A 21,620-nucleotide genomic window follows, 5' to 3' on the forward strand; every position below is an offset into this window, starting at 1 on the left:
GTCAGTCCCCTCTCCCTCTGGGGGAGGGTTAGAGTGAGGGCGGCTGCTCGCCCAACGGCACCACTGCCATGGTCAGCCGCGACACACAACTGGCCTTGCCTTCGTCGCTGGTCAAACGGATATCCCACACATGAGTGGTGCGGCCAAGGTGAATCGGCGTGGCCACCGCCGTCACCCGGCCACTGCGCAAGCCGCGCAGATGGTTGGCGTTGATTTCAAGGCCGACGCAATAAAACTTGCTGGCATCGATGCACAAATAACTGGCCATCGAACCAACGGTTTCCGCCAGCACCACCGATGCGCCGCCGTGCAATAAGCCGTAGGGCTGATGAGTGCGATGGTCGATGACCATGCTCGCGGTCAGCGACGCCTCGTCGAACGCTTCGAAGCGGATGTCCAGCACTTCGCCAATGGTGTTTTTCTGGATCGCGTTCAACTGCTCGATGTTTGGAGTGGTACGCCACAAGCTCATCGCAGACTTCCTTTGTTGTTGTAGTGGTCGCTCAATCCTGCCACAGCACCGCCTCGCTGCGCGCGCTCCATTCTTCAAAACGGGCGCCATAGGTGTCTTCGATGACATTGCGCTTGATCTTCAGCGTCGGCGTGAGGAAACCGTTTTCCACCGCCCAACTGTCCTTGACCACCACCAGTCGACGCAGGCGTTCGTGTTTGTCGAGCACGGCGTTGACCTCTTCCAGCAGTTTTTCCAGACTCGAATGCAGGCTCGCGCGCCCCTCTTCCTGATTGACGCTCGACAGCACACACAAACCCAATGGCGCGCTTAAACCATCACCCACCACGCACACCTGTTCAATGCGTGAATGCACCGCCAGGCGATTTTCGATCGGCGCCGGGGCAACGTATTTGCCCTTGCTGGTCTTGAAGATTTCCTTGAGTCGCCCGGTCAGGCGCAGGCGCCCTTCGGCATCCTGTTCGCCCTTGTCGCCGGTGCGCAAGAACCCATCCTCCGTCAGCGTTTCAGCGGTTTTCTGTGGTTCCTTGAAGTAGCCGAGCATGTTCGCCTGACTGCGCACCTGCACCTCGCCCGACTCGTCGATACGCACCTCGACATCCGGGCATGGCTTGCCGATCCAGCCCTGTTTGTATTGCCCGGGCAGGCAGATGTGCGAGTAGCCGCAGCTCTCGGTCATGCCGTAGACCTCGAGCACGTCGAGGCCGAGTTTCCGGTACCAGGCGAGCAAGGTCTGCGGCACTGGCGCCGCGCCGGACAGCGCCACGCGCAAAGCATCCAGCCCCAGCCCCGCCAGCACTTTGTGCCCGACCCGTTTGCCAATGAACGGCAACCCAAGGAGGAAGTCCAGACGCTTCGCCGCAATCTTGCTGTACACGCCCATCTGGAATTTGGTCCAGATGCGCGGCACGCCGAACATCGCAGTCGGCCGCGCACGCTGCAGGTCAGTGATGAAGGTGTCGAGGCTCTCGGCAAAGAACACCGTCTGCCCGGTGTAGATCGAGGCCAGTTCGACGAACATGCGTTCGGCAACGTGACACAGCGGCAGGTACGACAGCAGCCGGTCGTTCTCGTTGAGCCCGAACAGTTGCGTGCCACGGGTCGTGGCGAAACCGAGATTGGCAAAACTGTGCATCACCCCTTTGGGCAGGCCGGTGGTGCCGGAGGTGTAGATGATGGTCGCCAGTTGCTCGGCGGCCGGGCGCGGATCGTCCTGAATCGGTGAGCTGCGCTGCAAGTCTGCCCAACTGAAATCGAACTCACCGGGCGGATGCAACGGCAGGCTGATGGTCGGCAGATCCGCCGGCACGCCTCTGGACATGCCCGGCCAGTCGTCGAGCTTGCCGATGAACGCCAGGAGGCTTTCCGAGTGATTGAGCACTTGCGCAACGGAGTCGGCGGTGAGGTTGGGATACAGCGGCACCGAGACGTGCCCGGCCATCCAGATCGCCAGGTCGGCGATGATCCAGTGCGCGCAGTTTTTCGAGATCAGGGCGATGTGGCTACCTTGCGGCAACTCACGGGCGCGCAACCAATGTGCGGCGCAGCGGGCCTGATGGCCAACGTCGGCCCAGCTCAGCGTCTCGACCTGCCCGCCGCCGATGGGCTGCACGAGGAAGCGCTGGCGCGGATGGCGGGCTTCACGTTCGTAGAACACGTCCAGCGGCAAACGGAAGGCGGCAGACATGCGACTCGCTCCTGTTTTTTGGGTCTGGAGCAAGCGTAGTCAACCAAGCAAGTGCTTGGTTGGAAAATTCAAACAAATAATTTCATGGCTTACGCAGAAACCAATGTGGGAGCGAGCCTGCTCGCGAATGCAGGCTGTCAGACACATAAATGATGAATGACACGCCGCTTTCGCGAGCAGGCTCGCTCCCACAAGGGATCAGCGTTACGGATGTTTGAGGCTGTTGAGGGTCATCGAGCCGATCAGCAACTCTGGGCTTTCCAGCTCGGCCAACCCGGCGGTGCTAACCTTCTCCGGCGGATACCCGGCGCCATGCTGCAAATAGCTGAGCAAATTGCCCACCAACGGGTTGTGGCTTACCAGCAGCACGTTGCTCACCGACACCAACTGATCGGTGACCTTGTCCGGATCAACCTCCGGCGTCAGCCACTCGACCGTACGAATCTCCGGCTCGAAACCCAGCGCCTCACGGACAATCTGCGCAGTCTGCTGCGCACGCAGATAAGGGCTGGCGTAGATTGCCGTCAGCGGCTGGCCGATCAATCGGGCGGCGCTGCTCAAGGCCTCTTTGCGACCGTGCTCGGTCAGTTCTCGTTCGGAGTCCGGGCACGAGCCATAAGGCACGGCTTCACCGTGACGCAATACCCAGAGTTTCATAGCTTGGGTTCCTCATCTCGAACCGGATGCGGCGCCGGTGCGACGGCGTGCGGCGCTTCACCTTCCGGAGTACGCGGCGTTGGCCAGTCGGCGAACGGCCAGGGTTTCTGGTCACTGTGGAAACTGCCGAAGCGGCCGATCTGCGCCAGGAACTGGCTCAGGCTGTCGCCGAAATTCATCAGGCTGGCGCTCGGCGCGCCATAGATCAAACGATAGATCAGCTGCACCAGCACCACCGCACCGAGGATGAACTGCGCCACTTGCCAGACCAGCACGTAGACGATCATCCACAACACCCGCAGGAGGATGGATTCGTACTTGGCTTCGGTTTTCGGATCGTTCATGGCTTGCTACTCCCGGCTCAGTTGAAACCGCTGGTGGAAATAAAATCGACGTCGGTTTTCGGCTCGGCCCGCATCAATAGACCGATCACCTGCTCCAGCGTGCGTCCCTCGAACAGGATCGCGTGCAGCCCGGCGACCAGCGGCATGTACACGCCGACTTCCTGGGATTTGGCCTTGAGCACTTTCAGCGTGTTGACGCCTTCAGCGACTTCACCGAGGCGCGACACTGCTTCGTCGAGGCTCAAACCCTGACCCAGCGCGAAACCGACTTGATAGTTGCGGCTCTTCGGCGACGAGCAAGTGACGATCAGATCGCCAACACCGGCCAGACCGAGGAAGGTCATCGGGTTCGCGCCCTGATTCACGGCAAAGCGGGTCATCTCGGCGAGGGCGCGAGTAATCAGCATGCTCTTGGTGTTCTCGCCCATCTCCAGCGCCACCGCCATGCCGGCGATGATCGCGTAGACGTTTTTCAACGCGCCGCCCAGCTCGACACCGAAACGGTCAGCGCTGGCGTAGACACGGAAAGTGCGACCGTGCAGCGCAGCTTGCACGGCTTTGCACAGCTCTTCGTCTTCGCTGGCGACCACCGTGGCAGTCAGTGCGTGCTCGGCAATTTCCCGCGCCAGGTTCGGCCCGGACAACACGCCGATACGCGCATTCGGGGCGATCTCTTCGAGGATCTGGCTCATCAGTTTGAAGGTCTGCGCTTCGATGCCTTTGGTCAGGCTGACCAGCATCTTGCCGCTCAACCGCTCGGCATGGGCGGCGAGTACCGTGCGCAGCGCGCTGGACGGCAGCGCGACAAAACACAAATCGCAGGCGTCGAGGGTTTCCTGCAGGTCGGTGACGGCGGTCACGCCCGGCAGAATCTTGATGCCTTTGAGGTAACGCGGGTTTTCGCGATTGACCCGGATGGCCTCGGCCTGCTCGGGGTCACGCATCCACTGCCGGACTTGATGGCCGTTCTCGGCCAAAAGATTGGCCACGGCGGTACCAAAACTTCCGCCTCCCAGGACCGCAATCGGGCGCTGTTCAGTCATATGCAATCCGTTAATCCATACCAGTGGCGATGCCGGCATTATACGGGGCGGCCCACGCGCGGCCAGCCCCTGCATCAATTACCGACACTTGTAGGAAGAAGACCAACAAAACCTAGGAAAATGCCTGCAACGTGACTGGAAAAGTCACTGTCCTCGGTTAACATGCGCGCCAATTCTTCGCTATCAAGGTTGTGTCGTGTCTTTTGGCTCTTCGCCCCCGCGTTCGTCCGTTTTACTGGCGCTGCTGTTCAGCCCGGTAGTGCTGGCGGACGACCTGTTCCTGGACAACGAAGCACTGCCGCAGGTGCTGACGGCCACGCGCCTGAAACAGACGCCGGCAGAAGTGCCGGGGAGCATGACCGTCATCGACAGCGAATTGATCAACGCCAGCGGCGCGCGCGACATCAGCGAACTGCTGCGGCTGGTGCCGGGGATGATGGTCGGCAACATCAGCGGCAATCAGGCGGCGGTCAATTACCACGGCACCAACGCCACCGAAGCACGGCGCATGCAGGTGCTGATCGACGGCCGCTCGGTCTATCGCGCCGGTTTGTCCACGGTAGACTGGAGCGATATTCCGGTGGCCATGGAAGACATCGAGCGCATCGAGGTTTTTCGCGGCCCGAACACCGTCAGCTACGGCGCCAATGCGCTGATGGCGGTGGTCAATATCATCACTCGGAACCCGGCGGACAGCCACGGCACGCGGTTGAAGTACACCCGTGGCCAACGTGGCATCAATGATTTTTATGCCAGCCAGGGCACTGGCTGGAATGGCGGTGATCTGCGCCTGTCGTTGTCCGGCCAGGAGGACGACGGCTTCGACAGCGATCGCACCGGCGCCGACTATCGTGACAGCCGCCGCTTGAACCGTTTCAGTCTTGCGGTCAGCCACACCCTCAGCGATAACCAGAGCCTCGACTGGCAGGTCAACGCAAAGGACGGCACCAACCAACGGCCATACACCTACCGTCCGGTGTTCTCCGGGATTACCGCCGCCGGGAACAATTCCGACGTGGTGGCCAAGGATTATGCCGGTTCGGTGCGCTGGAACCTCGACATCAATCCGGAGCACAGCCTTTATATACAAGGCTCGGCACAACACTGGGACCGACAGCAAACCTGGCGCGCCTGCGATGCCGAGGTGTCGTTCAGCCCTGAACTGACGCAGTTGTGGCAACTCAACCCGAATTACACCGAGCGTCTGGCGCGCAACATCACCCGTTTCACCGGCCCCGGCGCTGAACCCGGCACCCCGCAGGAAATGGCTCTGGCCAATCAGGTGCTGGATCAATGGCGCAACGGTGCCAGTCGAACCCTGTGCGGCGACATCGACCAGAGCGCCCGCGAATCGCGTTACGACCTCGAATTGCAAGACACCCTCAGCCTGTCCGACAGCCTACGCCTGGTCAGCGGCATGAACTATCGTTACGACCGCGCCGACTCCGAGACCTACTTCAATGGCACGCTGGACGACACCACGTGGCGCGCGTTCGGCCAACTGGAATGGCGCGCCACGGAACACTGGCTGTTGCAGGGCGGTGCGATGTTTGAAAACACGCAACTGATTGGCAGTTCGCTGACCCCGCGATTTGCCGTCAATTACCTGATCAACCCGCGTCACGGGTTGCGCGCGGTGTACTCGGAGGCGATCCGCTCGCCGGACATGTTCGAGAACAACGTCAACTGGAGCTATCAGGTCAGCAAACTGCGACCCTCGGCCTACGGCCAGTCGTCGGCGCGTTACTTCGTCAAGACCCGCGGCCCGGGCGATCTCGATCAGGAACACATGCGCTCACGCGAACTGGGCTACAACGGCTATTTCGCCGAGCTGGGCCTGGCCCTGGATGTGAAGCTGTTCTACGACGAGATCACCGAAATGATCAGTGAGCCGCTGCGCAACAACCAATACATCGCGAGCAACGCCAACAGCTCACGGTTTCGCGGTACTGAAACCCAGCTCGACTGGCGCGTAAGCCTGGCCGACCGCTTGCGTTTCACGTACGCCTTTGTCGATGCCGAGGCGAGTAACCCACTGGATCAGCAATTCACTTCGCGCAACAGCGGTTCGGCCGGTTGGCTGCGCGACTGGGGCCACGGCTGGAACAGCGCCCTCTTCTATTACGGCGACAACGCGCTCAACGGCTACCGTTTCGAACGCGTCGACACGCGCATCGCCAAACGCATTGCGCTGGGCAAAGCGCAACTGCAACTGGCCGGCGTGCTGCAACAGCGCCTCGATCATGAGCCAACCACCTTCGTCGACAACAATTACGACGAGCGCCGAGTGATGTACTTCAGTGCCGAGCTGGAGTTCTAGGATGCGCTACGGGCCGTCGCGGAAGATGCCAACCCTTGGCCACTGGCTGGCCGGGGTCTGCCTGTTTCTGACCGCATGGCTGCACGGCGTGGCGGTGCAGGCGGCCGATATTCTGTTGACCGGCGCCGAGGAGAGTCCTGGCGTGCAAGCGTTCGTGCAGGCACTCAGCGAATTGCGCCCGACCGACAACGTGCGTTTCCAGCCGCTGGCCAGTCTGCCGGCACCGGGCAAACTGCCCGCCAGTCTGCGCCTGATTCTGCTCGACCTGCCGAGTCTCGACTGGCGTCTGCAAGAACCGCAAGGGCCGGCAACCCTGGTGCTGCGCATCAGTCGCCTGCAAGCTCGCCAGCGCCTGGGCAGCGCGCAACCGGCGCACTTGAGTTTGCTCTGGAGTGACCCGCCGCTGGGCCGCCAGTTGCAATTGATCCGGCGTATTTTGCCCCAGGCCCGGCGGATCGGCGTGCTGTTCGATCAGCACAGCGAATTCCTTCTCAAGGAACTGAATCTCGCCGCCGCACAGCTGAACCTGCAAGTCGTCAGCCAGCGCTGGGACAACACCCACGACAGCCGTCCCCTGCAAGCTGTACTGAAAAACAGCGATGTTTTACTGGGGCTCGACGACCCCGATCTGTACAACCCGAAAACCGCGAAAAACCTGCTGCTCAGCAGTTACTCACGGCAGGTTGCGCTGGTCGGCCCCAATGTCGCCTTCGTTCGCGCCGGCAGCCTTGCCAGTACCTACAGCGATCAGAACGACTGGCTGGCGATGCTCGATCAATTGCTCGACCAACCGCCGGCCAGTTGGCCGCGAACCCTCTACCCCGCACGTTTCAAGGTCTCAAGTAATGCGCAGGTCGCTCGTTCACTCGGTATCGAACCGTTGAATGAAGCGTCTGTCGCCAGCGCGCTGGCTGAAGGAGAACACCGCCCATGAGTTTCCGTCGTCGTTGGGACATCAATACCCGCACCCAGCTGATCAGCCTGGGTCCGGCGTTATTGTTGACCCTGTTGTTGATCAGCTTTTTCACCTTCGTGCGCATTCAGGATTTGCGTCAGGAACTGAACCACACCGGCCAACTGATCGCCAACCAACTGGCACCCGCCACCGAATACGGCGTGATTTCCGGCAACAACGAAGTGCTGGAAAGCCTGCTCAAAGCCACCCTGGCCACGCCCAATGTGCGTTTTCTCGAAGTACAGGACAGCGCCAACCGGATTCTGGTGTACGTCGAGCAACCCGCCGCAGCGCACAGCCGACCGCATCAGGTCGAAGTATTCCAGGCACCGGTGCGCTTGCAGCGCATCGCCCTGCACAACGATTTCTTTCAGGACGGCAAGGTCAACAATGGCGGCGCCAGCGAAGATTATCTGGGCCGGGTGATCGTCGGTCTGTCCAATGACGCCTTCAGCCAGCGCCAGCAGGAAATCCTCTTCAAGGCCGCCATTCTCGCGCTGTTCGCCCTGCTCTTCACGTTTGTGTTGGCGCGGCGTCTGGCCGGCAGCTTGTCGCAGCCGATCCGCGATATCGGCGACGCGGTGAAGGCCATTCAGGACGGCGACTACAAAACGCCACTGCCCATTGTCGATGACACCGAACTGGGCGCCCTGTCACAACACATCAATAACCTCGCCCAGGCGCTGGAGCAGGCCAGCCGTGAGCAGCATCAAGCCATGGCGCAACTGATCCAGACCCGCGAAGAAGCGGAAAAGGCCAACAACGCCAAGTCCGATTTCCTGGCAATGATGAGCCATGAACTGCGCACGCCCATGAACGGCGTGCTGGGCATGCTGCAATTGCTGGAAACCACCGAGATGACCGAGGAGCAGGTCGAATACGCCGCCCTCGCCTCGGAGTCCACCGAACACCTGCTGAAAGTCATTAACGATATTCTCGACTTCTCGCGCATCGAACGTTCCGAGCTGGAACTGGAGCACATCCCGTTCAACCTCGCCGAACTGATCGGCGCCTGCGCGCAGTCGTTCCAGCACAGCGCGGTGCAACGCGGCCTGGCTTTGCATCTGCGCATCCCGGACGACATGCGCGGTTTGCAGGTACAGGGCGATCCGACGCGGATCCGGCAGATTCTGGTCAATCTGGTCGGCAATGCGCTGAAGTTCACCGAGCAAGGTCGGGTCAGCATCGAGGCGCAGTGGCAGTCGCTGGATCACGAACTGTTGTGGTTCACCTGCTCGGTGCGCGACAGCGGCATCGGTATTTCTTCGCAAAGCCTGGAATTGATGTTCAACGCCTTCCAACAGGCCGACAGTTCGATTTCTCGGCGTTATGGCGGTACCGGCCTCGGTTTGCCGATCGCCCGTACACTGGCCGAACGCATGGGCGGCACCTTGCGCGCGCAGAGCGAGGAAGGTCGCGGCTCGGTGTTCACCCTGGAAATTCCGCTGGCCCTGTATAAGCAGGCGCTGCCGCCACTGGCCGCGCCGCGTGCACTGAACGGCAAGGGCCAGGGCGAAGGACGCAATGTCTTGCTGGTCGAAGACAATCCGGTGAACCAGACGGTTATCGAAGCGATGCTGCGCAGTCTGGGCTTTACTGTCAGTGTCGCCACCGATGGCGCGCAGGCTGTGCGCAGCGCCGAGGGCAGCGACTTCGAGGTAATTCTGATGGATTGTCGTTTGCCGATCATCGATGGCTACGAAGCGACCCGGCAGATCCGTCTTCTGCCTGGCCGTAGCGAAGTGCCGATCATCGCCCTGACGGCCAATGCCTTGCAGGGCGACCGCGAAACCTGTCTGTCGGCGGGCATGAACGATTATTTGGCGAAGCCGTTCAAACGTAATGATCTGCAGCAGATTCTGCAGCGCTGGGTGTCGTAGTGTGGGCCTTTCGACCATTCGCGACTGGCGTGAAAAGCGAAAGTGCGGCAGTCTTAGGCACCCGAACGAGCCTCAAAAGGGGCTTGAATAAAAATTTCAGTGCACAAGTGTACATTCATGTCCTTGGTGCTGTGACTTTCACCACAACGCAATAGTCTATGAGTAGGCTGCCGGTTCGAGGCATGAACGCTTCGAACGGTCGGGAAGATTTGCCCCACCTGCCGCATGGGATTATTGAGGAGCTCGCATGACCAAACAAAACGCCTTTACTCGGGAAGATCTGCTGCGCTGCAGTCGCGGTGAGCTGTTCGGCCCAGGTAACGCGCAACTGCCCGCCCCGAACATGCTGATGGTCGATCGCATCACCCTGATCAGCGAAGAAGGTGGCAAGTACGGCAAAGGTGAATTGGTCGCCGAGCTGGATATCAACCCTGACCTGTGGTTCTTCGCCTGCCATTTCGAAGGCGATCCGGTGATGCCGGGCTGCCTGGGTCTGGACGCCATGTGGCAACTGGTCGGTTTCTTCCTGGGCTGGCAAGGCCTGCCGGGCCGTGGCCGTGCGCTGGGTTCGGGCGAAGTGAAATTCTTCGGTCAAGTACTGCCGACCGCCAAGAAAGTCACCTACAACATTCATATCAAACGCGTCCTCAAGGGCAAGCTGAACCTGGCCATCGCCGATGGTTCGGTGACTGTCGACGGTCGCGAAATCTACACCGCCGAAGGCCTTCGCGTCGGCGTGTTCACCTCCACTGACAACTTCTAAGGGTTATTCGCATGCGCCGCGTCGTTATCACTGGTCTGGGCATTGTTTCGTGCCTGGGCAATGACAAAGAGACCGTCTCCGCTAACCTGCGTGCAAGCCGCCCTGGCATCCGGTTCAACCCGGAATATGCCGAAATGGGTCTGCGTAGCCAGGTTTCCGGCTCCATCGACCTCAACCTTGAAGAGCTGATTGATCGCAAGATCTATCGCTTCGTCGGCCACGCAGCGGCTTACGCCTACCTGGCCATGAAAGACGCTATCGCTGACTCCGGCCTGACCGAAGAGCAAGTGTCCAACCCGCGTACCGGCCTGGTGGCTGGCTCGGGCGGTGCTTCCACGCTGAACCAGATGGAAGCGCTGGACATCCTGCGCGAGAAAGGCGTGAAACGCGTTGGCCCATACCGTGTAACGCGGACCATGAGCAGCACCGTTTCCGCTTGCCTGGCCACGCCATTCAAGATCAAGGGCCTGAACTACTCCATCGCTTCTGCCTGCGCCACCAGTGCTCACTGCATCGGTACTGCCATGGAACAGATCCAGATGGGCAAGCAGGACATCGTCTTCGCCGGTGGTGGTGAAGAAGAGCACTGGAGCCAATCGTTCCTGTTCGACGCCATGGGCGCTCTGTCCAGCAAGCGTAACGACACCCCGGAACAAGCTTCCCGTGCCTACGACAAAGACCGTGACGGTTTCGTCATCGCTGGCGGTGGCGGCATGGTCGTGGTTGAAGAGCTGGAACACGCTCTGGCCCGTGGCGCGAAAATCTACGCGGAAATCGTTGGCTACGGCGCGACCTCCGACGGCTATGACATGGTTGCCCCAAGTGGCGAAGGCGCGATCCGCTGCATGCAGATGGCGATGTCCACCGTTGATACGCCGATCGACTACCTGAACACCCACGGCACCTCGACTCCGGTCGGCGACGTCGCGGAAATGAAAGGTGTGCGTGAAGTGTTCGGCGACAAGGCACCCGCGATCAGCTCGACCAAGAGCCTGTCCGGTCACTCCCTGGGCGCCGCCGGCGTTCACGAAGCGATCTACTGCATGCTGATGATGGAAGGCAACTTCATTGCCGGTTCCGCCAACATCGACGAGCTGGACCCTGAAGTGGCCGATCTGCCGGTGCTGACCAAGACCCGCGAGAACGCCACGATCAACACCGTGATGAGCAACAGCTTCGGCTTCGGCGGCACCAACGCCACGCTGGTACTGAAGCGCTGGGAAGGCAAATAATTCCCCCCGCTTGAGCCACACACAAAAACGCCCCGACTGGTTCGGGGCGTTTTTTTTCGTCTGCAAAAAATAGCAGTCACACCGAAAAAACCTGTGGGAGCGAGCCTGCTCGCGAATGCGATATTCCAGTCACCCTATCGTCGTCTGACTCACCGAATTCGCGAGCAGGCTCGCTCCCACAAGGGGTTTCAGTGCTTATGAAAATGAAACTTCTGTCATGAAACTTTGCCCCCTGCGACCGAATGTCGCGGATTACGCGGGCTGCAGGACTGTTGCAAAAAACGCAATGACACCTTGCACAAATCAGCCGTTTACTTAGCAAGCTAACAAATCATATAAAAGAGTCCTGCACACGCCTTGCTGCAGATAACTTGAGATTTGGAGCTAGCAGATGACTGTAAAAGTAACTGAACGCGACGATTCACACATGTCCCACGAAGGCGTAGCCGCCGGTATCCGCATCTGGGATGTGCATCAACAAGACTTGCTGGTCGGCATGTTCCACAACGAGATCGATGCCCACAACTACAAGGCCGAACTCGAAGTGCAAGAACAACAGCGCGACACCCGCTCCTCCTGATTCAACCCCAGCATTGAAAACGACAAACCCCGCCATGAGCGGGGTTTGTCGTTGTTACGGCTTTATCGATTTACCACATCAGATCATCAGGGATCTGATACGCCGCGTACGGATCGTCCTCGGTGCTGACTTCTTCGGTCTGCACGTTGAGCTGGACGATGCGCTGTGGATCACGCTCCTGGATCTTCAGGGCCGCCTCACGGGGAATGACTTCGTAACCGCCGGCATGGTGCACGATCGCCAGCGAACCGCTGCTGAGCTTGTTGCGCATCAGCGTATTGACCGAGATGCGCTTGACCTTCTTGTCGTCGACGAAGTTGTAGTAGTCCTCGGTGGTCAGCTTCGGCAGACGCGAGACTTCGATCAGTTGCTTGACCTGCGCCGCACGCGCCTTGGCCTCGGCTTTCTCTTTCTGCTGGCGGTTCAACTCCTGGTCGCGCTTGACCTTCTCGGCCATGGCTTCCTGAGCGGCGCGCTGCTGCGAGTCATCCAGTTCGATCTGGCCTTTGTGGGCCAGGCGCTGCTGCTTCTGCTTGTCTTTGCTGACCTGCTTGGCCTGCTTTTGATTGACCAGACCTGCTTTGAGCAACTGGTCGCGAAGGGAAATACTCATCGGGCTTACTCACTTGGGCAGTTGCTCAGCCGCAGCTAGGCAAATTCTTTTCCTGACGTTTGGCTTCACCCCACAGGGCGTCCAACTCTTCGAGGGTGCAATCTTCTATGGGACGGTGGGTGTCGCGCAATGCTTGTTCGATAAAACGGAAACGTCTTTCAAACTTGCCATTGGCGCCACGCAGTGCGGTTTCCGGGTCAACCTTCAGGTGCCGGGCCAGATTGACCACGGAAAACAACAGGTCGCCGATCTCGTCCGCCACCGCTTCGGGATCGTTTTCGGACATGGCTTCGAGCACTTCATCGAGCTCTTCGCGGACCTTGTCGAGCACGGGCAAGGCGTCCGGCCAGTCGAAACCGACCTGCCCGGCACGCTTTTGTAACTTGGCTGAGCGTGACAGTGCCGGCAGCGTGGCTGGCACGTCATCGAGCAGTGACAGTTGCTCGGGCGCGCTGGATTTCTCGGCGCGCTCTTCGGCCTTGATCTCTTCCCAGCGTTGCTTGACCTGTTCTTCGCTCAAGCGCGGCACATCCAGCGGCGCGTAGAGATCGCCAGTGGGGAACACATGAGGATGACGACGAATGAGTTTGCGGGTGATGCTGTCGATCACGCCGGCAAATTCGAAGCGCCCTTCTTCCTTGGCCAACTGGCTGTAATACACCACTTGAAACAACAGATCGCCCAACTCGCCCTGCAAATGATCGAAGTCGCCACGCTCAATGGCGTCAGCCACTTCGTAAGCTTCTTCGAGGGTGTGCGGGACGATGGTCGCGTAGGTTTGCTTGATGTCCCACGGGCAACCGAACTGCGGATCGCGCAGACGGTTCATCAAGTGCAGCAGGTCTTCAAGGCTGTACATCATTTATCTCTCACCACAAAACCCATGTGGGAGCGAGCCTGCTCGCGAAAGCGGTGTGTCTGCAACAATGATGTCGACTGACACACCCTCTTCGCGAGCAGGCTCGCTCCCACAGTTGATCGGCGTCGATGTTCAAGGGGTGCGGTTACGCCGCGTTTCGATGATGTTCGGCAACTGCGAAATCCGCCCCAGCAAGCGCCCCAGCGCATCCAGACCCGGGATCTCGATCGTCAGGGACATCAGCGCGGTGTTGTCTTCCTTGTTCGAGCGGGTGTTGACCGCCAGCACGTTGATCCGCTCATTGAGCAGCACCTGCGACACATCACGCAGCAGACCGGAACGATCGTAGGCGCGGATGACGATGTCCACCGGATAGGTGAGCACCGGCACCGGGCCCCAGCTGACCTGAATGATCCGCTCCGGCTCGCGCCCGCCCAGTTGCAGCACCGAGGCGCAGTCCTGACGGTGAATGCTCACGCCACGCCCCTGAGTGATGTAACCAACGATCGCATCGCCCGGCAGCGGCTGGCAGCAGCCGGCCATCTGCGTCATCAGGTTGCCGACGCCCTGGATCTGAATGTCGCCGCGTTTGCCCGGTTTGTAACCGGTGGCTTTACGCGGAATCAGCTCCAACTGCTCGTTGCCACGTTCCGGCTCGACCAGTTGCTGCGCCAGGTTGACCAGTTGCGCCAGACGCAGGTCGCCGGCACCGAGGGCGGCAAACATGTCTTCGGCGGTTTTCATGTTGGCCTTGTCGGCCAGCTTGTCGAAGTCCACCGCCGGCAGGCCGAGGCGCGTCAGTTCGCGTTCGATCAGGGTTTTACCGGCGGCAACGTTCTGGTCGCGCGCCTGCAATTTGAACCAGTGAACGATCTTCGCCCGCGCCCGCGAGGTGGTGACGTAACCGAGGTTCGAGTTCAGCCAGTCACGGCTCGGCGTGCCGTGCTTGCTGGTGATGATCTCGACCTGCTCACCGGTCTGCAGGCTGTAGTTGAGCGGCACGATGCGCCCGTTGATCTTCGCGCCACGGCAGTTGTGACCGATTTCGGTGTGCACGCGATAGGCAAAGTCCAGCGGCGTCGCGCCTTTGGGCAAGTCGATGGCATGGCCGTCGGGGGTGAAGATGTAGACCCGATCCGGCTCGATGTCGACGCGCAGCTGTTCAGCCAGACCACCGATATCGCCCAGCTCTTCATGCCACTCGAGCACCTGACGCAGCCAGGAGATTTTCTCTTCGTAGTGGTTCGAACCGGATTTGACGTCGGTGCCCTTGTAGCGCCAGTGCGCGCAGACGCCGAGTTCGGCTTCTTCGTGCATCGAGTGCGTACGGATCTGCACCTCAAGCACTTTACCCTCAGGGCCGATCACCGCGGTATGCAGCGAGCGGTAGCCGTTCTCTTTCGGGTTGGCGATGTAGTCGTCGAATTCTTTCGGAATGTGCCGCCACAAGGTGTGGACGATGCCCAACGCGGTGTAGCAGTCGCGCATTTCCGGGACCAGCACGCGCACCGCACGCACGTCGTAGATCTGGCTGAATTCCAGCCCCTTGCGCTGCATTTTGCGCCAGATCGAATAGATGTGTTTGGCCCGGCCGCTGATGTCGGCATCGACGCCGGTGGCCTGCAATTCGTCCTTGAGCTGGGTCATCACGTCGGCGATGAAACGCTCGCGATCCAGCCGTCGCTCGTGGAGCAACTTGGCGATCTGTTTGTATTGATCAGGCTCGAGATAACGGAAGGACAGGTCCTCCAGTTCCCATTTGATATGACCGATGCCGAGCCGGTGCGCGAGCGGCGCATAGATGTCGAAAACTTCGCGGGCGACCCGGTTACGTTTTTCGTCGTCAGCGGTTTTCACCGCACGGATCGCGCAGGTACGTTCGGCCAGTTTGATCAGCGCGACGCGGACGTCATCGACCATCGCCACGAGCATCTTGCGCAGGTTTTCCACCTGCCCTTGCGTACCCATGACCATCGACTGACGCGGGCTGAGACTGGCACTGATGGCCGCCATGCGCTGCACGCCGTCGATCAGCTTGGCCACCACCGGGCCGAAGCGCTGGCCGACGGCCGCGAGTTCGATCTGGCCTTCGCGCACGCCGCGATACAGAACCGCCGCGACCAGCGAATCCTGATCGAGCTTGAGGTCGGCGAGAATCTCGGCGATTTCCAGACCCGTACTGAAACTGCCAGAGCCTTCGGCCCACAGATTCTTCTTGGCGTTGGACTGTTGTTCGGCCTCGCGAGCGAACTCGCAGGCTTCCTTCAAGGCTTCGCGATCCAGTGCCAGATCGACACTGACCGCGTGATCGAGCCAAGCCTCGAGATTGATACTGCCGTCAGTGTTGATCGGCTGGTGTGCTCTCACCTGTACCATGTTGCTTTACCTTCCCTACGACGCAGATTCAATGCGTCAAATCGCTGACCTTCAGTGCCCATTCGCGCTCGCGGGGCTAAAGCGAGCGCTGCGCGGACAGGTCAGACGGATTCAGACGAGCCATCCTGGCTCGCTTCAAATAACGCCATGGCCTCGACATGTGCCGTCTGAGGAAACATATCGAGAATCCCGGCACGTTTTAACCGGTAGCCCTGCTTGATCAATTCGACCGTGTCGCGCGCCAGAGTTGCAGGGTTGCACGACACATACACCAACCGTTTGGCACCCAGGGTCGCCAGCTTGCGAACCACCTCGAAAGCACCGTCACGTGGTGGGTCCAAGAGTACCGCAGAAAAGCCGTTTCCGATCCACTGGGCATCGGTCAAAGGCTGGGATAAATCGGCTTGAAAAAACTTTGTGTTATGCAAATTGTTACTAGCGGCGTTGGCTTCGGCGCGATCGACCATGGTCTGCACGCCTTCGACTGCCACCACTTCGCGCACGGCTTTGGCCAGCGGCAAAGCGAAGTTGCCCAAGCCGCAGAACAGATCCAGCACGCGTTCATCGCTACCCGGTTTCAGCCAGTCCAGCGCTTGCGCCACCATCGCTTCGTTGACGCCGGCGTTGACCTGGATAAAGTCGCCCGGCCGGTAGGCCAAATTCAGATCCCACTGCTCCAGACGATAGCCCAGCGACTGAGTCGGATCGACCGGTCGCGGCTCGCCTTCGCCATGCAGCCACAGTTGCGCTTCATGGAATTGGCAGAAGTCCTTGAGGAGGGTCATATCCGCTTCGGACAACGGCGCCATGTGCCGCAGCAACACCGCCAGTGACGAGCCACTGAACAACTCGACGTGACCCAGCGCCTGCGGTTTGCTCAAACGACGGAGCATCTCCGGCAGACGGGTCATGATCGGTTGCAAGGGCTGTACCAGCACCGGGCATTCGCTGATCGCGACAATGTCCTGGCTGCCAGCGGCGCGGAAACCGACTTCGAGTTTCTTCGCCTTCATGTCCCAGCGCACCGCGATACGGGCGCGACGGCGATAGCCGAATTCAGGTCCGGTCAGCGGTGCTGCCCACTCTTCAGGTTCGACACCGGCAACACGCGACAATTGCTCGGCGAGCATGCGCTGTTTCAGGGCAAGCTGCTCGCTGTGGGGCAAATGCTGGACGCTGCACCCGCCGCAACGGCCGGCGTGCTGACAAGGTGGCGGGCGACGCAATTCGCTGGCCTGGAACACGCGTTCGGTGCGCGCCTCGACCACCTTGCCGTGGGCGCCGAGCACCCGCGCTTCGACCTCTTCACCGGCGAGGGCGCCGAGGACGAACCAGGTTTTACCTTCGAAAAACGCAATACCGCGACCGTCATTGGCCAGGCGCTCGATACTCAAGCGCTGTTTTTTACCGGTCGGGATTTGCGCGGCCTTGCTGCCACCGGTGGGCTGGAAGCGCAGGCCTCTCTCGTGCTTGGCCATCAGTTGGGCGCGTCGAAAATGCCGGTCGACAGGTAACGGTCGCCACGGTCGCAGATGATCGCGACAATCACCGCGTTTTCAACTTCTTTGGACAGGCGCAGCATCGCTGCCACCGCACCGCCCGAGGACACGCCACAAAAGATGCCTTCTTCGCGGGCCAGACGCCGGGTGACGTCCTCGGCTTCGCTTTGCGCCATGTCGACGATACGGTCAACGCGGTCGGCCTGATAGATCTTCGGCAGGTATTCCTGCGGCCAGCGGCGGATGCCCGGAATCGCCGAGCCTTCCATCGGTTGCAGGCCTACGATCTGCACGCTGTCGCTCTGTTCTTTCAGGTAGCGTGAGACGCCCATGATGGTGCCGGTAGTGCCCATCGAGCTGACGAAATGGGTGATGGTGCCCTGGGTCTGACGCCAGATTTCCGGGCCGGTGGTGGTGTAGTGCGCTTCAGGGTTATCGCCATTGGCGAACTGATCGAGCACTTTGCCACGGCCTTCGGCTTCCATACGCTGCGCCAGATCGCGGGCGCCTTCCATGCCTTCTTCCTGGCTGACCAGAATCAGCTCGGCACCGTACGCGGTCATTGCCGCTTTACGCTCGGCGCTGGAGTTGTCCGGCATGATCAGGATCATTTTGTAACCCTTGATCGCGGCAGCCATGGCCAAGGCGATCCCGGTGTTACCCGAGGTTGCTTCGATCAGCGTATCGCCGGCATGAATCTGCCCACGCAACTCGGCGCGAGTGATCATCGACAGCGCCGGACGGTCCTTGACCGAACCCGCCGGGTTATTCCCTTCGAGCTTGAGCAATAGGGTGTTGCTGGTAGCACCGGGCAGGCGCTGCAAACGCACCAGCGGCGTGTTGCCGACGCAATCGGCGATGGTTGGGTACTGCAAGGTCATGGCGTATTCGCAATCCAGACGTGCGGGGGCGCCTATCATACCGGCAAACCCGCGCAGGCCATATCACGCAAAGTGCGGTGCTTATGGTTTATGGGAATAAGCAGTCGTTAGTCGCTATTTTCTGAGTGCGCCGTATCCATTGCATAAAACTCATGCAACTTGGCCTGCAGCAATTGCTTATCCGGCAGACAGGTTTGATATTCCGCTATCAATGCGGGCGATAGACTGCGATTGAGTGCGTACTCGACGACCTCATCTTCCTTGCTTGCACACAGCAGGACACCGATGGCCGGGCTTTCGTGAGGCTTGCGGACATTGCGATCCAGCGCCTCCAGATAGAAATCCAGCTTGCCGAGGTATTCCGGCTCAAAACGCCCTACCTTGAGTTCAATGGCTACCAGGCAATTGAGGCCTCGGTGGAAGAACAGAAGATCGAGAGAGAAATCCCGACCGCCGACCTGCAATGGATATTCGGAACCGACAAAGCAGAAGTCGCGACCAAGTTCGATCAGGAATTCCTTGAGGCGGGATAGCAGGCCCTGGTGCAGATCGGTTTCAGAATGAGCGCCGGGCAGATCGAGAAATTCGACCATGTAGGAATCGCGGAATATCTCGAGAGCTTCGGGGTGGGTTTGCTTGAGTGCAACTGAGGCTTTTGCTGGATCAGTGATGCTTCGCTCGAACAAAGCAGATTTGAATTGGCGTTCCAGTTCGCGCTTCGACCACTTTTCCTGAACGGCCATTCGCAGGTAAAACCCACGCTCCACCGGGTGTTTGCTTTGGCTCAAAATGATCATGTTATGAGTCCACGGCAATTGTCTCACCAGTGGTGAGACAATTGGATCATCCCGATACGCTTCATAAAACTGGCGCATGCGGAACAGATTTGGCCGGGTGAATCCACGCAACCCCGGTTGGGTTTTTGCCAGATGTGTGGCCAGTTGAGCAATGATCGAATCCCCCCACTCCGCCCGCTCAATCTTACGACTGATATGCGCCCCCACCTGCCAATAAAGCTCGATCAGCTGTGTATTGACCGCTTGCATGGCCTTATGTCTAGAACTGTGAATCAGCGCGAGCACTTCGTTGAAACGTTCGCCATCCGGGTTGCCAGTAAGGCTGGATACAGTCATGCGCAATTCCTTGGAGATCAGGTGAAGCACGAGCCTAACCCCTTCAGGAAGCTTGAAATGACCGCCGATGCAGCTTGGGAAATGTCGCACAAAAAAAGGCGAGCGCTCCCGCAAAACCGGAGGATTGGCGGCCCGAGCGGACTACTTCGCGAGCAGGCTTATTCCTACAGAAGATCTGCGTTGATCACACAATCTGCGGCGAACCGAGTTCCAATGTGGGAGCGAGCCTGCTCGCGAGGGCGTCAGTCGGCGCAACGCTGTCATCAGCCACCAAACGCAAATTCAGCCGTAACCCCGTCCCGCTGTTCTCCGCCCAAATACTCCCACCCTGGCGCTGCACGGCATTGCGCGCGATGCTCAGCCCCAAGCCAAATCCACCGTCCCCGGGCCGCGAGCCATCCAGCCGGGTGAACGGTGAGAAGATCCGCTCCAGATCCTCTTCCGCTACGCCGCCGCCCTGATCTTCTAGCCACAGATGCCAGAAATCGCCATCGCGCCGGCCATCAAGACGCACAATTGCGCCCGGTGGCGAATGCCGAATGGCATTGCGCAAAATGTTCTCCAGCGCCTGCGCCAGGGTATTCAGGTTGCCACGCACCCAGCACGACGCTTCGACCGAACACTGCAATTGCAGACTCGGCCAGCCGCTTTCATAACAGGCGTTATCGGTGAGCATTTCCCACAAGGCCTGAATCTGAATCGCTTCGTCGGGCAATGGCGAGCGGTCCGTATCGAGCCAAGCCAGTTGCAGGGTGTCTTCGACCAGTCTTTGCATACCGTCGACTTCGCGACCGATACGTTCGCGTAGCTGCACCAGATCTTGCTCGCTTTCGCTGGCGACGCGCAGCCGGCTCAGCGGCGTGCGCAATTCGTGGGACAGATCACGGAGCAATTGCTGTTGCAGGGCAACGGTGGATTGCAGGCGCTCGGACATCGAGTCGAATGCCCGCGCCAGCTCACCGAGTTCATCCGGGCGCTGGGTGATGCCGCTCGACAGCCGCACATTCAATTGATCGGCGCGCCAGGCATTGGCCTGTTCGCGCAGGTTGTTCAGCGGCACCACCAGCAGGCGATAGAGACCGACGCACAGCAATAACGTGAACAGACCGGGAATCACGCCGTTAGTGATAACGCGCCAGAACACGCGATATTTGCCCGGCAGGAATCGCTCGGGCAATTCGATCACCAGACTGCCGGCAGACGGCTCTTTGGGGAAAGGTATGCGCAGCCACGGCCGGTTCTGTTTGTGGATCGGCCAGTCGAGACCGCGCAAGAACGTCAGGTGCTGGATTTCCTGTTGATTCAGCGGATCACTGCTCAGCGACTGCAAGTTGCCACCGATCACACCGACCCAACTGGCTTCGCGCAACTCCATACTCTGTAACCAGTCATCGACCCCGCTGCGCCCGCCCCGCTGCCACGCCTGTTCCGCTTGCGCGGCGTAACGGGTCAGGGTGCCGCGCGCTTCGTCGGAGAGGAACTGGTTGCGCTCCTCCATATAACGTCCCCACGACCAGCTCAGCCAGATCATCAGCAGACAGAACGCTACCAGCAGAAACGCCAGTTTCCAGAACAGTGAATGCCGCCCCGGCAGTTCAGAGCGTTTCATCGGCGGCGCTCAGAACGTAACCCTTGCCCCAGACAGTCCGCACTTCCCGCTCGGAGTAACCGATGGCTTTGAGTTTGCGACGGATCTGGCTGATGTGCATGTCGAGACTGCGGTCGTGAGCCGCGTAGCCACGCTGCAAGACGTGTTGATAAAGAAAGGCTTTGCTCAGCACTTCCTCATCATTGCGATTGAGGGTTTCCAGCAAACGGAATTCGCTGCGGGTCAGCCCAGCGGGTTGCTCGCGGAAAAACACATCGCACTGGTCGTCATCGAACCGCAGCGTACCGGCCGCCACGGGCACCGCGGGAGCGGCCGGGCGCCGATCCAGGGCAACCCGGCGCAGAATCGCTTCGATGCGCACATGCAACTCGGCCATGCTGAACGGTTTGGGCAAGTAGTCGTCGGCCCCCAGACGAAAACCACTGATACGATCCGCCTCGGCGCCAAGGGCCGACATCAGCAGCACCGGTGTCGAATGGCTCTGGCGCAATTGCGTCAACACATTCAAACCGTCCAGGCCTGGCAACAGGATGTCCATCAGCACCACATCGAACGGCTGGCGCCTGGCGATGCTCAGGCCTTCCTGACCGTTCTGGCACCAGGTCACCTGAAAACCGCTGCGGCCCAGATGTTCGTGAACATAGGCGCCGAGCACCGGATCGTCTTCGATGGAAAGAATGCGCGGCTGGCCGGAAACAGGAGTCATGAGTATCTGCA

19 protein-coding genes are annotated in these 21,620 nt (G+C 59.9%); 6 read left to right on the plus strand and 13 right to left on the minus strand.

Annotated features, from left to right (window positions below):
• Positions 1 to 28 precede the first annotated feature (28 nt).
• The 5 genes from P3G59_RS21330 to P3G59_RS21350 form a co-directional block, all read right to left on the minus strand.
• Positions 29 to 472: a hotdog fold thioesterase gene (locus P3G59_RS21330; protein WP_277758857.1), complete on the minus strand. Its 444-nt coding sequence runs from the start codon at positions 470 to 472 to the stop codon at positions 29 to 31.
• Positions 473 to 503: 31 nt separating this feature from the next.
• Positions 504 to 2,159 (minus strand): AMP-binding protein, encoded by a 1,656-nt coding sequence (locus P3G59_RS21335; RefSeq protein ID WP_277758858.1) that lies wholly within the window; start codon positions 2,157 to 2,159, stop codon positions 504 to 506.
• Between the two features lie 204 nt (positions 2,160 to 2,363).
• Positions 2,364 to 2,816, minus strand: coding sequence for a phosphohistidine phosphatase SixA (gene sixA, locus P3G59_RS21340; protein ID WP_007917466.1), 453 nt, complete (start codon positions 2,814 to 2,816; stop codon positions 2,364 to 2,366).
• The gene (locus P3G59_RS21345; protein WP_008087808.1) at positions 2,813 to 3,160 is read right to left on the minus strand and encodes a DUF4389 domain-containing protein; all 348 of its coding nucleotides are present in this window, start codon (positions 3,158 to 3,160) and stop codon (positions 2,813 to 2,815) included. The genes sixA and P3G59_RS21345 overlap by 4 nt, the downstream gene beginning before the upstream one ends.
• A gap of 17 nt (positions 3,161 to 3,177) precedes the next feature.
• The gene (locus P3G59_RS21350; protein ID WP_077574109.1) at positions 3,178 to 4,203 is read right to left on the minus strand and encodes an NAD(P)H-dependent glycerol-3-phosphate dehydrogenase; all 1,026 of its coding nucleotides are present in this window, start codon (positions 4,201 to 4,203) and stop codon (positions 3,178 to 3,180) included.
• A gap of 196 nt (positions 4,204 to 4,399) precedes the next feature.
• On the opposite strand from P3G59_RS21350, the gene P3G59_RS21355 reads away from it, so the two are divergent.
• From P3G59_RS21355 to P3G59_RS21380, 6 genes are all read left to right on the plus strand, one after another.
• Positions 4,400 to 6,523 (plus strand): TonB-dependent receptor, encoded by a 2,124-nt coding sequence (locus P3G59_RS21355; protein WP_277758859.1) that lies wholly within the window; start codon positions 4,400 to 4,402, stop codon positions 6,521 to 6,523.
• Between the two features lies 1 nt (position 6,524).
• Positions 6,525 to 7,457, plus strand: a complete 933-nt coding sequence (locus tag P3G59_RS21360) for an ABC transporter substrate-binding protein (RefSeq protein WP_277758860.1) — start codon at positions 6,525 to 6,527, stop codon at positions 7,455 to 7,457.
• Positions 7,454 to 9,358: an ATP-binding protein gene (locus tag P3G59_RS21365; protein ID WP_277758861.1), complete on the plus strand. Its 1,905-nt coding sequence runs from the start codon at positions 7,454 to 7,456 to the stop codon at positions 9,356 to 9,358. The genes P3G59_RS21360 and P3G59_RS21365 overlap by 4 nt, the downstream gene beginning before the upstream one ends.
• Positions 9,359 to 9,605: 247 nt before the next feature.
• The gene (fabA, locus tag P3G59_RS21370) at positions 9,606 to 10,121 is read left to right on the plus strand and encodes a 3-hydroxyacyl-[acyl-carrier-protein] dehydratase FabA (protein ID WP_003227150.1); all 516 of its coding nucleotides are present in this window, start codon (positions 9,606 to 9,608) and stop codon (positions 10,119 to 10,121) included.
• 11 nt (positions 10,122 to 10,132) lie between these two features.
• Entirely contained in the window at positions 10,133 to 11,353 is a 1,221-nt protein-coding gene (gene fabB, locus P3G59_RS21375; RefSeq protein WP_008087472.1) for a beta-ketoacyl-ACP synthase I, read from the plus strand.
• 391 nt (positions 11,354 to 11,744) lie between these two features.
• On the plus strand, positions 11,745 to 11,933 hold the full coding sequence (locus P3G59_RS21380; protein ID WP_129395072.1) for a hypothetical protein: 189 nt from the start codon (positions 11,745 to 11,747) through the stop codon (positions 11,931 to 11,933).
• A 70-nt stretch (positions 11,934 to 12,003) separates the two neighbouring features.
• Here the strand turns inward: P3G59_RS21380 and P3G59_RS21385 are convergent, their stop codons facing one another.
• From P3G59_RS21385 to P3G59_RS21420, 8 genes are all read right to left on the minus strand, one after another.
• Positions 12,004 to 12,546 carry a DUF2058 domain-containing protein gene (locus tag P3G59_RS21385; protein ID WP_016987455.1) on the minus strand — a complete coding sequence of 181 codons (543 nt, stop codon included), beginning with the start codon at positions 12,544 to 12,546 and terminating at the stop codon, positions 12,004 to 12,006.
• Positions 12,547 to 12,571: 25 nt separating this feature from the next.
• The gene (gene mazG / locus P3G59_RS21390; protein WP_277762186.1) at positions 12,572 to 13,405 is read right to left on the minus strand and encodes a nucleoside triphosphate pyrophosphohydrolase; all 834 of its coding nucleotides are present in this window, start codon (positions 13,403 to 13,405) and stop codon (positions 12,572 to 12,574) included.
• A gap of 132 nt (positions 13,406 to 13,537) precedes the next feature.
• A complete protein-coding gene (gene relA / locus P3G59_RS21395; protein ID WP_007917476.1) occupies positions 13,538 to 15,781 on the minus strand; it encodes a GTP diphosphokinase in 2,244 nt (747 codons plus the stop codon).
• Between the two features lie 101 nt (positions 15,782 to 15,882).
• Positions 15,883 to 17,259, minus strand: coding sequence for a 23S rRNA (uracil(1939)-C(5))-methyltransferase RlmD (gene rlmD / locus P3G59_RS21400; RefSeq protein ID WP_277758862.1), 1,377 nt, complete (start codon positions 17,257 to 17,259; stop codon positions 15,883 to 15,885).
• Positions 17,259 to 18,161, minus strand: coding sequence for a cysteine synthase CysM (cysM, locus tag P3G59_RS21405; RefSeq protein ID WP_026000780.1), 903 nt, complete (start codon positions 18,159 to 18,161; stop codon positions 17,259 to 17,261). The genes rlmD and cysM overlap by 1 nt, the downstream gene beginning before the upstream one ends.
• A 107-nt stretch (positions 18,162 to 18,268) precedes the next feature.
• Positions 18,269 to 19,294, minus strand: a complete 1,026-nt coding sequence (locus P3G59_RS21410) for a PDDEXK nuclease domain-containing protein (protein WP_277758863.1) — start codon at positions 19,292 to 19,294, stop codon at positions 18,269 to 18,271.
• Between the two features lie 184 nt (positions 19,295 to 19,478).
• Positions 19,479 to 20,903 (minus strand): sensor histidine kinase, encoded by a 1,425-nt coding sequence (locus tag P3G59_RS21415; protein ID WP_277758864.1) that lies wholly within the window; start codon positions 20,901 to 20,903, stop codon positions 19,479 to 19,481.
• Positions 20,890 to 21,609, minus strand: a complete 720-nt coding sequence (locus P3G59_RS21420; protein ID WP_277758865.1) for a response regulator transcription factor — start codon at positions 21,607 to 21,609, stop codon at positions 20,890 to 20,892. Before P3G59_RS21420 ends, P3G59_RS21415 begins: the two co-directional genes overlap by 14 nt.
• Between the last annotated feature and the right edge of the window lie 11 nt (positions 21,610 to 21,620).

It is taken from the genome of Pseudomonas sp. A34-9, from assembly GCF_029543085.1.
Lineage (GTDB): Bacteria > Pseudomonadota > Gammaproteobacteria > Pseudomonadales > Pseudomonadaceae > Aquipseudomonas.

Excerpts from the sequence above, each read along its gene's own strand:
- P3G59_RS21330 (WP_277758857.1), bottom strand. The coding sequence starts at position 472 with ATGAGCTTGTGGCGTACCACTCCAAACATCGAGCAGTTGAACGCGATC.
- P3G59_RS21335 (WP_277758858.1), bottom strand. The coding sequence starts at position 2,159 with ATGTCTGCCGCCTTCCGTTTGCCGCTGGACGTGTTCTACGAACGTGAA.
- sixA (WP_007917466.1), bottom strand. The coding sequence starts at position 2,816 with ATGAAACTCTGGGTATTGCGTCACGGTGAAGCCGTGCCTTATGGCTCG.
- P3G59_RS21345 (WP_008087808.1), bottom strand. The coding sequence starts at position 3,160 with ATGAACGATCCGAAAACCGAAGCCAAGTACGAATCCATCCTCCTGCGG.
- P3G59_RS21350 (WP_077574109.1), bottom strand. The coding sequence starts at position 4,203 with ATGACTGAACAGCGCCCGATTGCGGTCCTGGGAGGCGGAAGTTTTGGT.
- P3G59_RS21360 (WP_277758860.1), top strand. The coding sequence starts at position 6,525 with ATGCGCTACGGGCCGTCGCGGAAGATGCCAACCCTTGGCCACTGGCTG.
- P3G59_RS21365 (WP_277758861.1), top strand. The coding sequence starts at position 7,454 with ATGAGTTTCCGTCGTCGTTGGGACATCAATACCCGCACCCAGCTGATC.
- fabA (WP_003227150.1), top strand. The coding sequence starts at position 9,606 with ATGACCAAACAAAACGCCTTTACTCGGGAAGATCTGCTGCGCTGCAGT.
- fabB (WP_008087472.1), top strand. The coding sequence starts at position 10,133 with ATGCGCCGCGTCGTTATCACTGGTCTGGGCATTGTTTCGTGCCTGGGC.
- P3G59_RS21380 (WP_129395072.1), top strand. The coding sequence starts at position 11,745 with ATGACTGTAAAAGTAACTGAACGCGACGATTCACACATGTCCCACGAA.
- P3G59_RS21385 (WP_016987455.1), bottom strand. The coding sequence starts at position 12,546 with ATGAGTATTTCCCTTCGCGACCAGTTGCTCAAAGCAGGTCTGGTCAAT.
- mazG (WP_277762186.1), bottom strand. The coding sequence starts at position 13,405 with ATGTACAGCCTTGAAGACCTGCTGCACTTGATGAACCGTCTGCGCGAT.
- relA (WP_007917476.1), bottom strand. The coding sequence starts at position 15,781 with ATGGTACAGGTGAGAGCACACCAGCCGATCAACACTGACGGCAGTATC.
- rlmD (WP_277758862.1), bottom strand. The coding sequence starts at position 17,259 with ATGGCCAAGCACGAGAGAGGCCTGCGCTTCCAGCCCACCGGTGGCAGC.
- cysM (WP_026000780.1), bottom strand. The coding sequence starts at position 18,161 with ATGACCTTGCAGTACCCAACCATCGCCGATTGCGTCGGCAACACGCCG.
- P3G59_RS21410 (WP_277758863.1), bottom strand. The coding sequence starts at position 19,294 with ATGACTGTATCCAGCCTTACTGGCAACCCGGATGGCGAACGTTTCAAC.
- P3G59_RS21415 (WP_277758864.1), bottom strand. The coding sequence starts at position 20,903 with ATGAAACGCTCTGAACTGCCGGGGCGGCATTCACTGTTCTGGAAACTG.
- P3G59_RS21420 (WP_277758865.1), bottom strand. The coding sequence starts at position 21,609 with ATGACTCCTGTTTCCGGCCAGCCGCGCATTCTTTCCATCGAAGACGAT.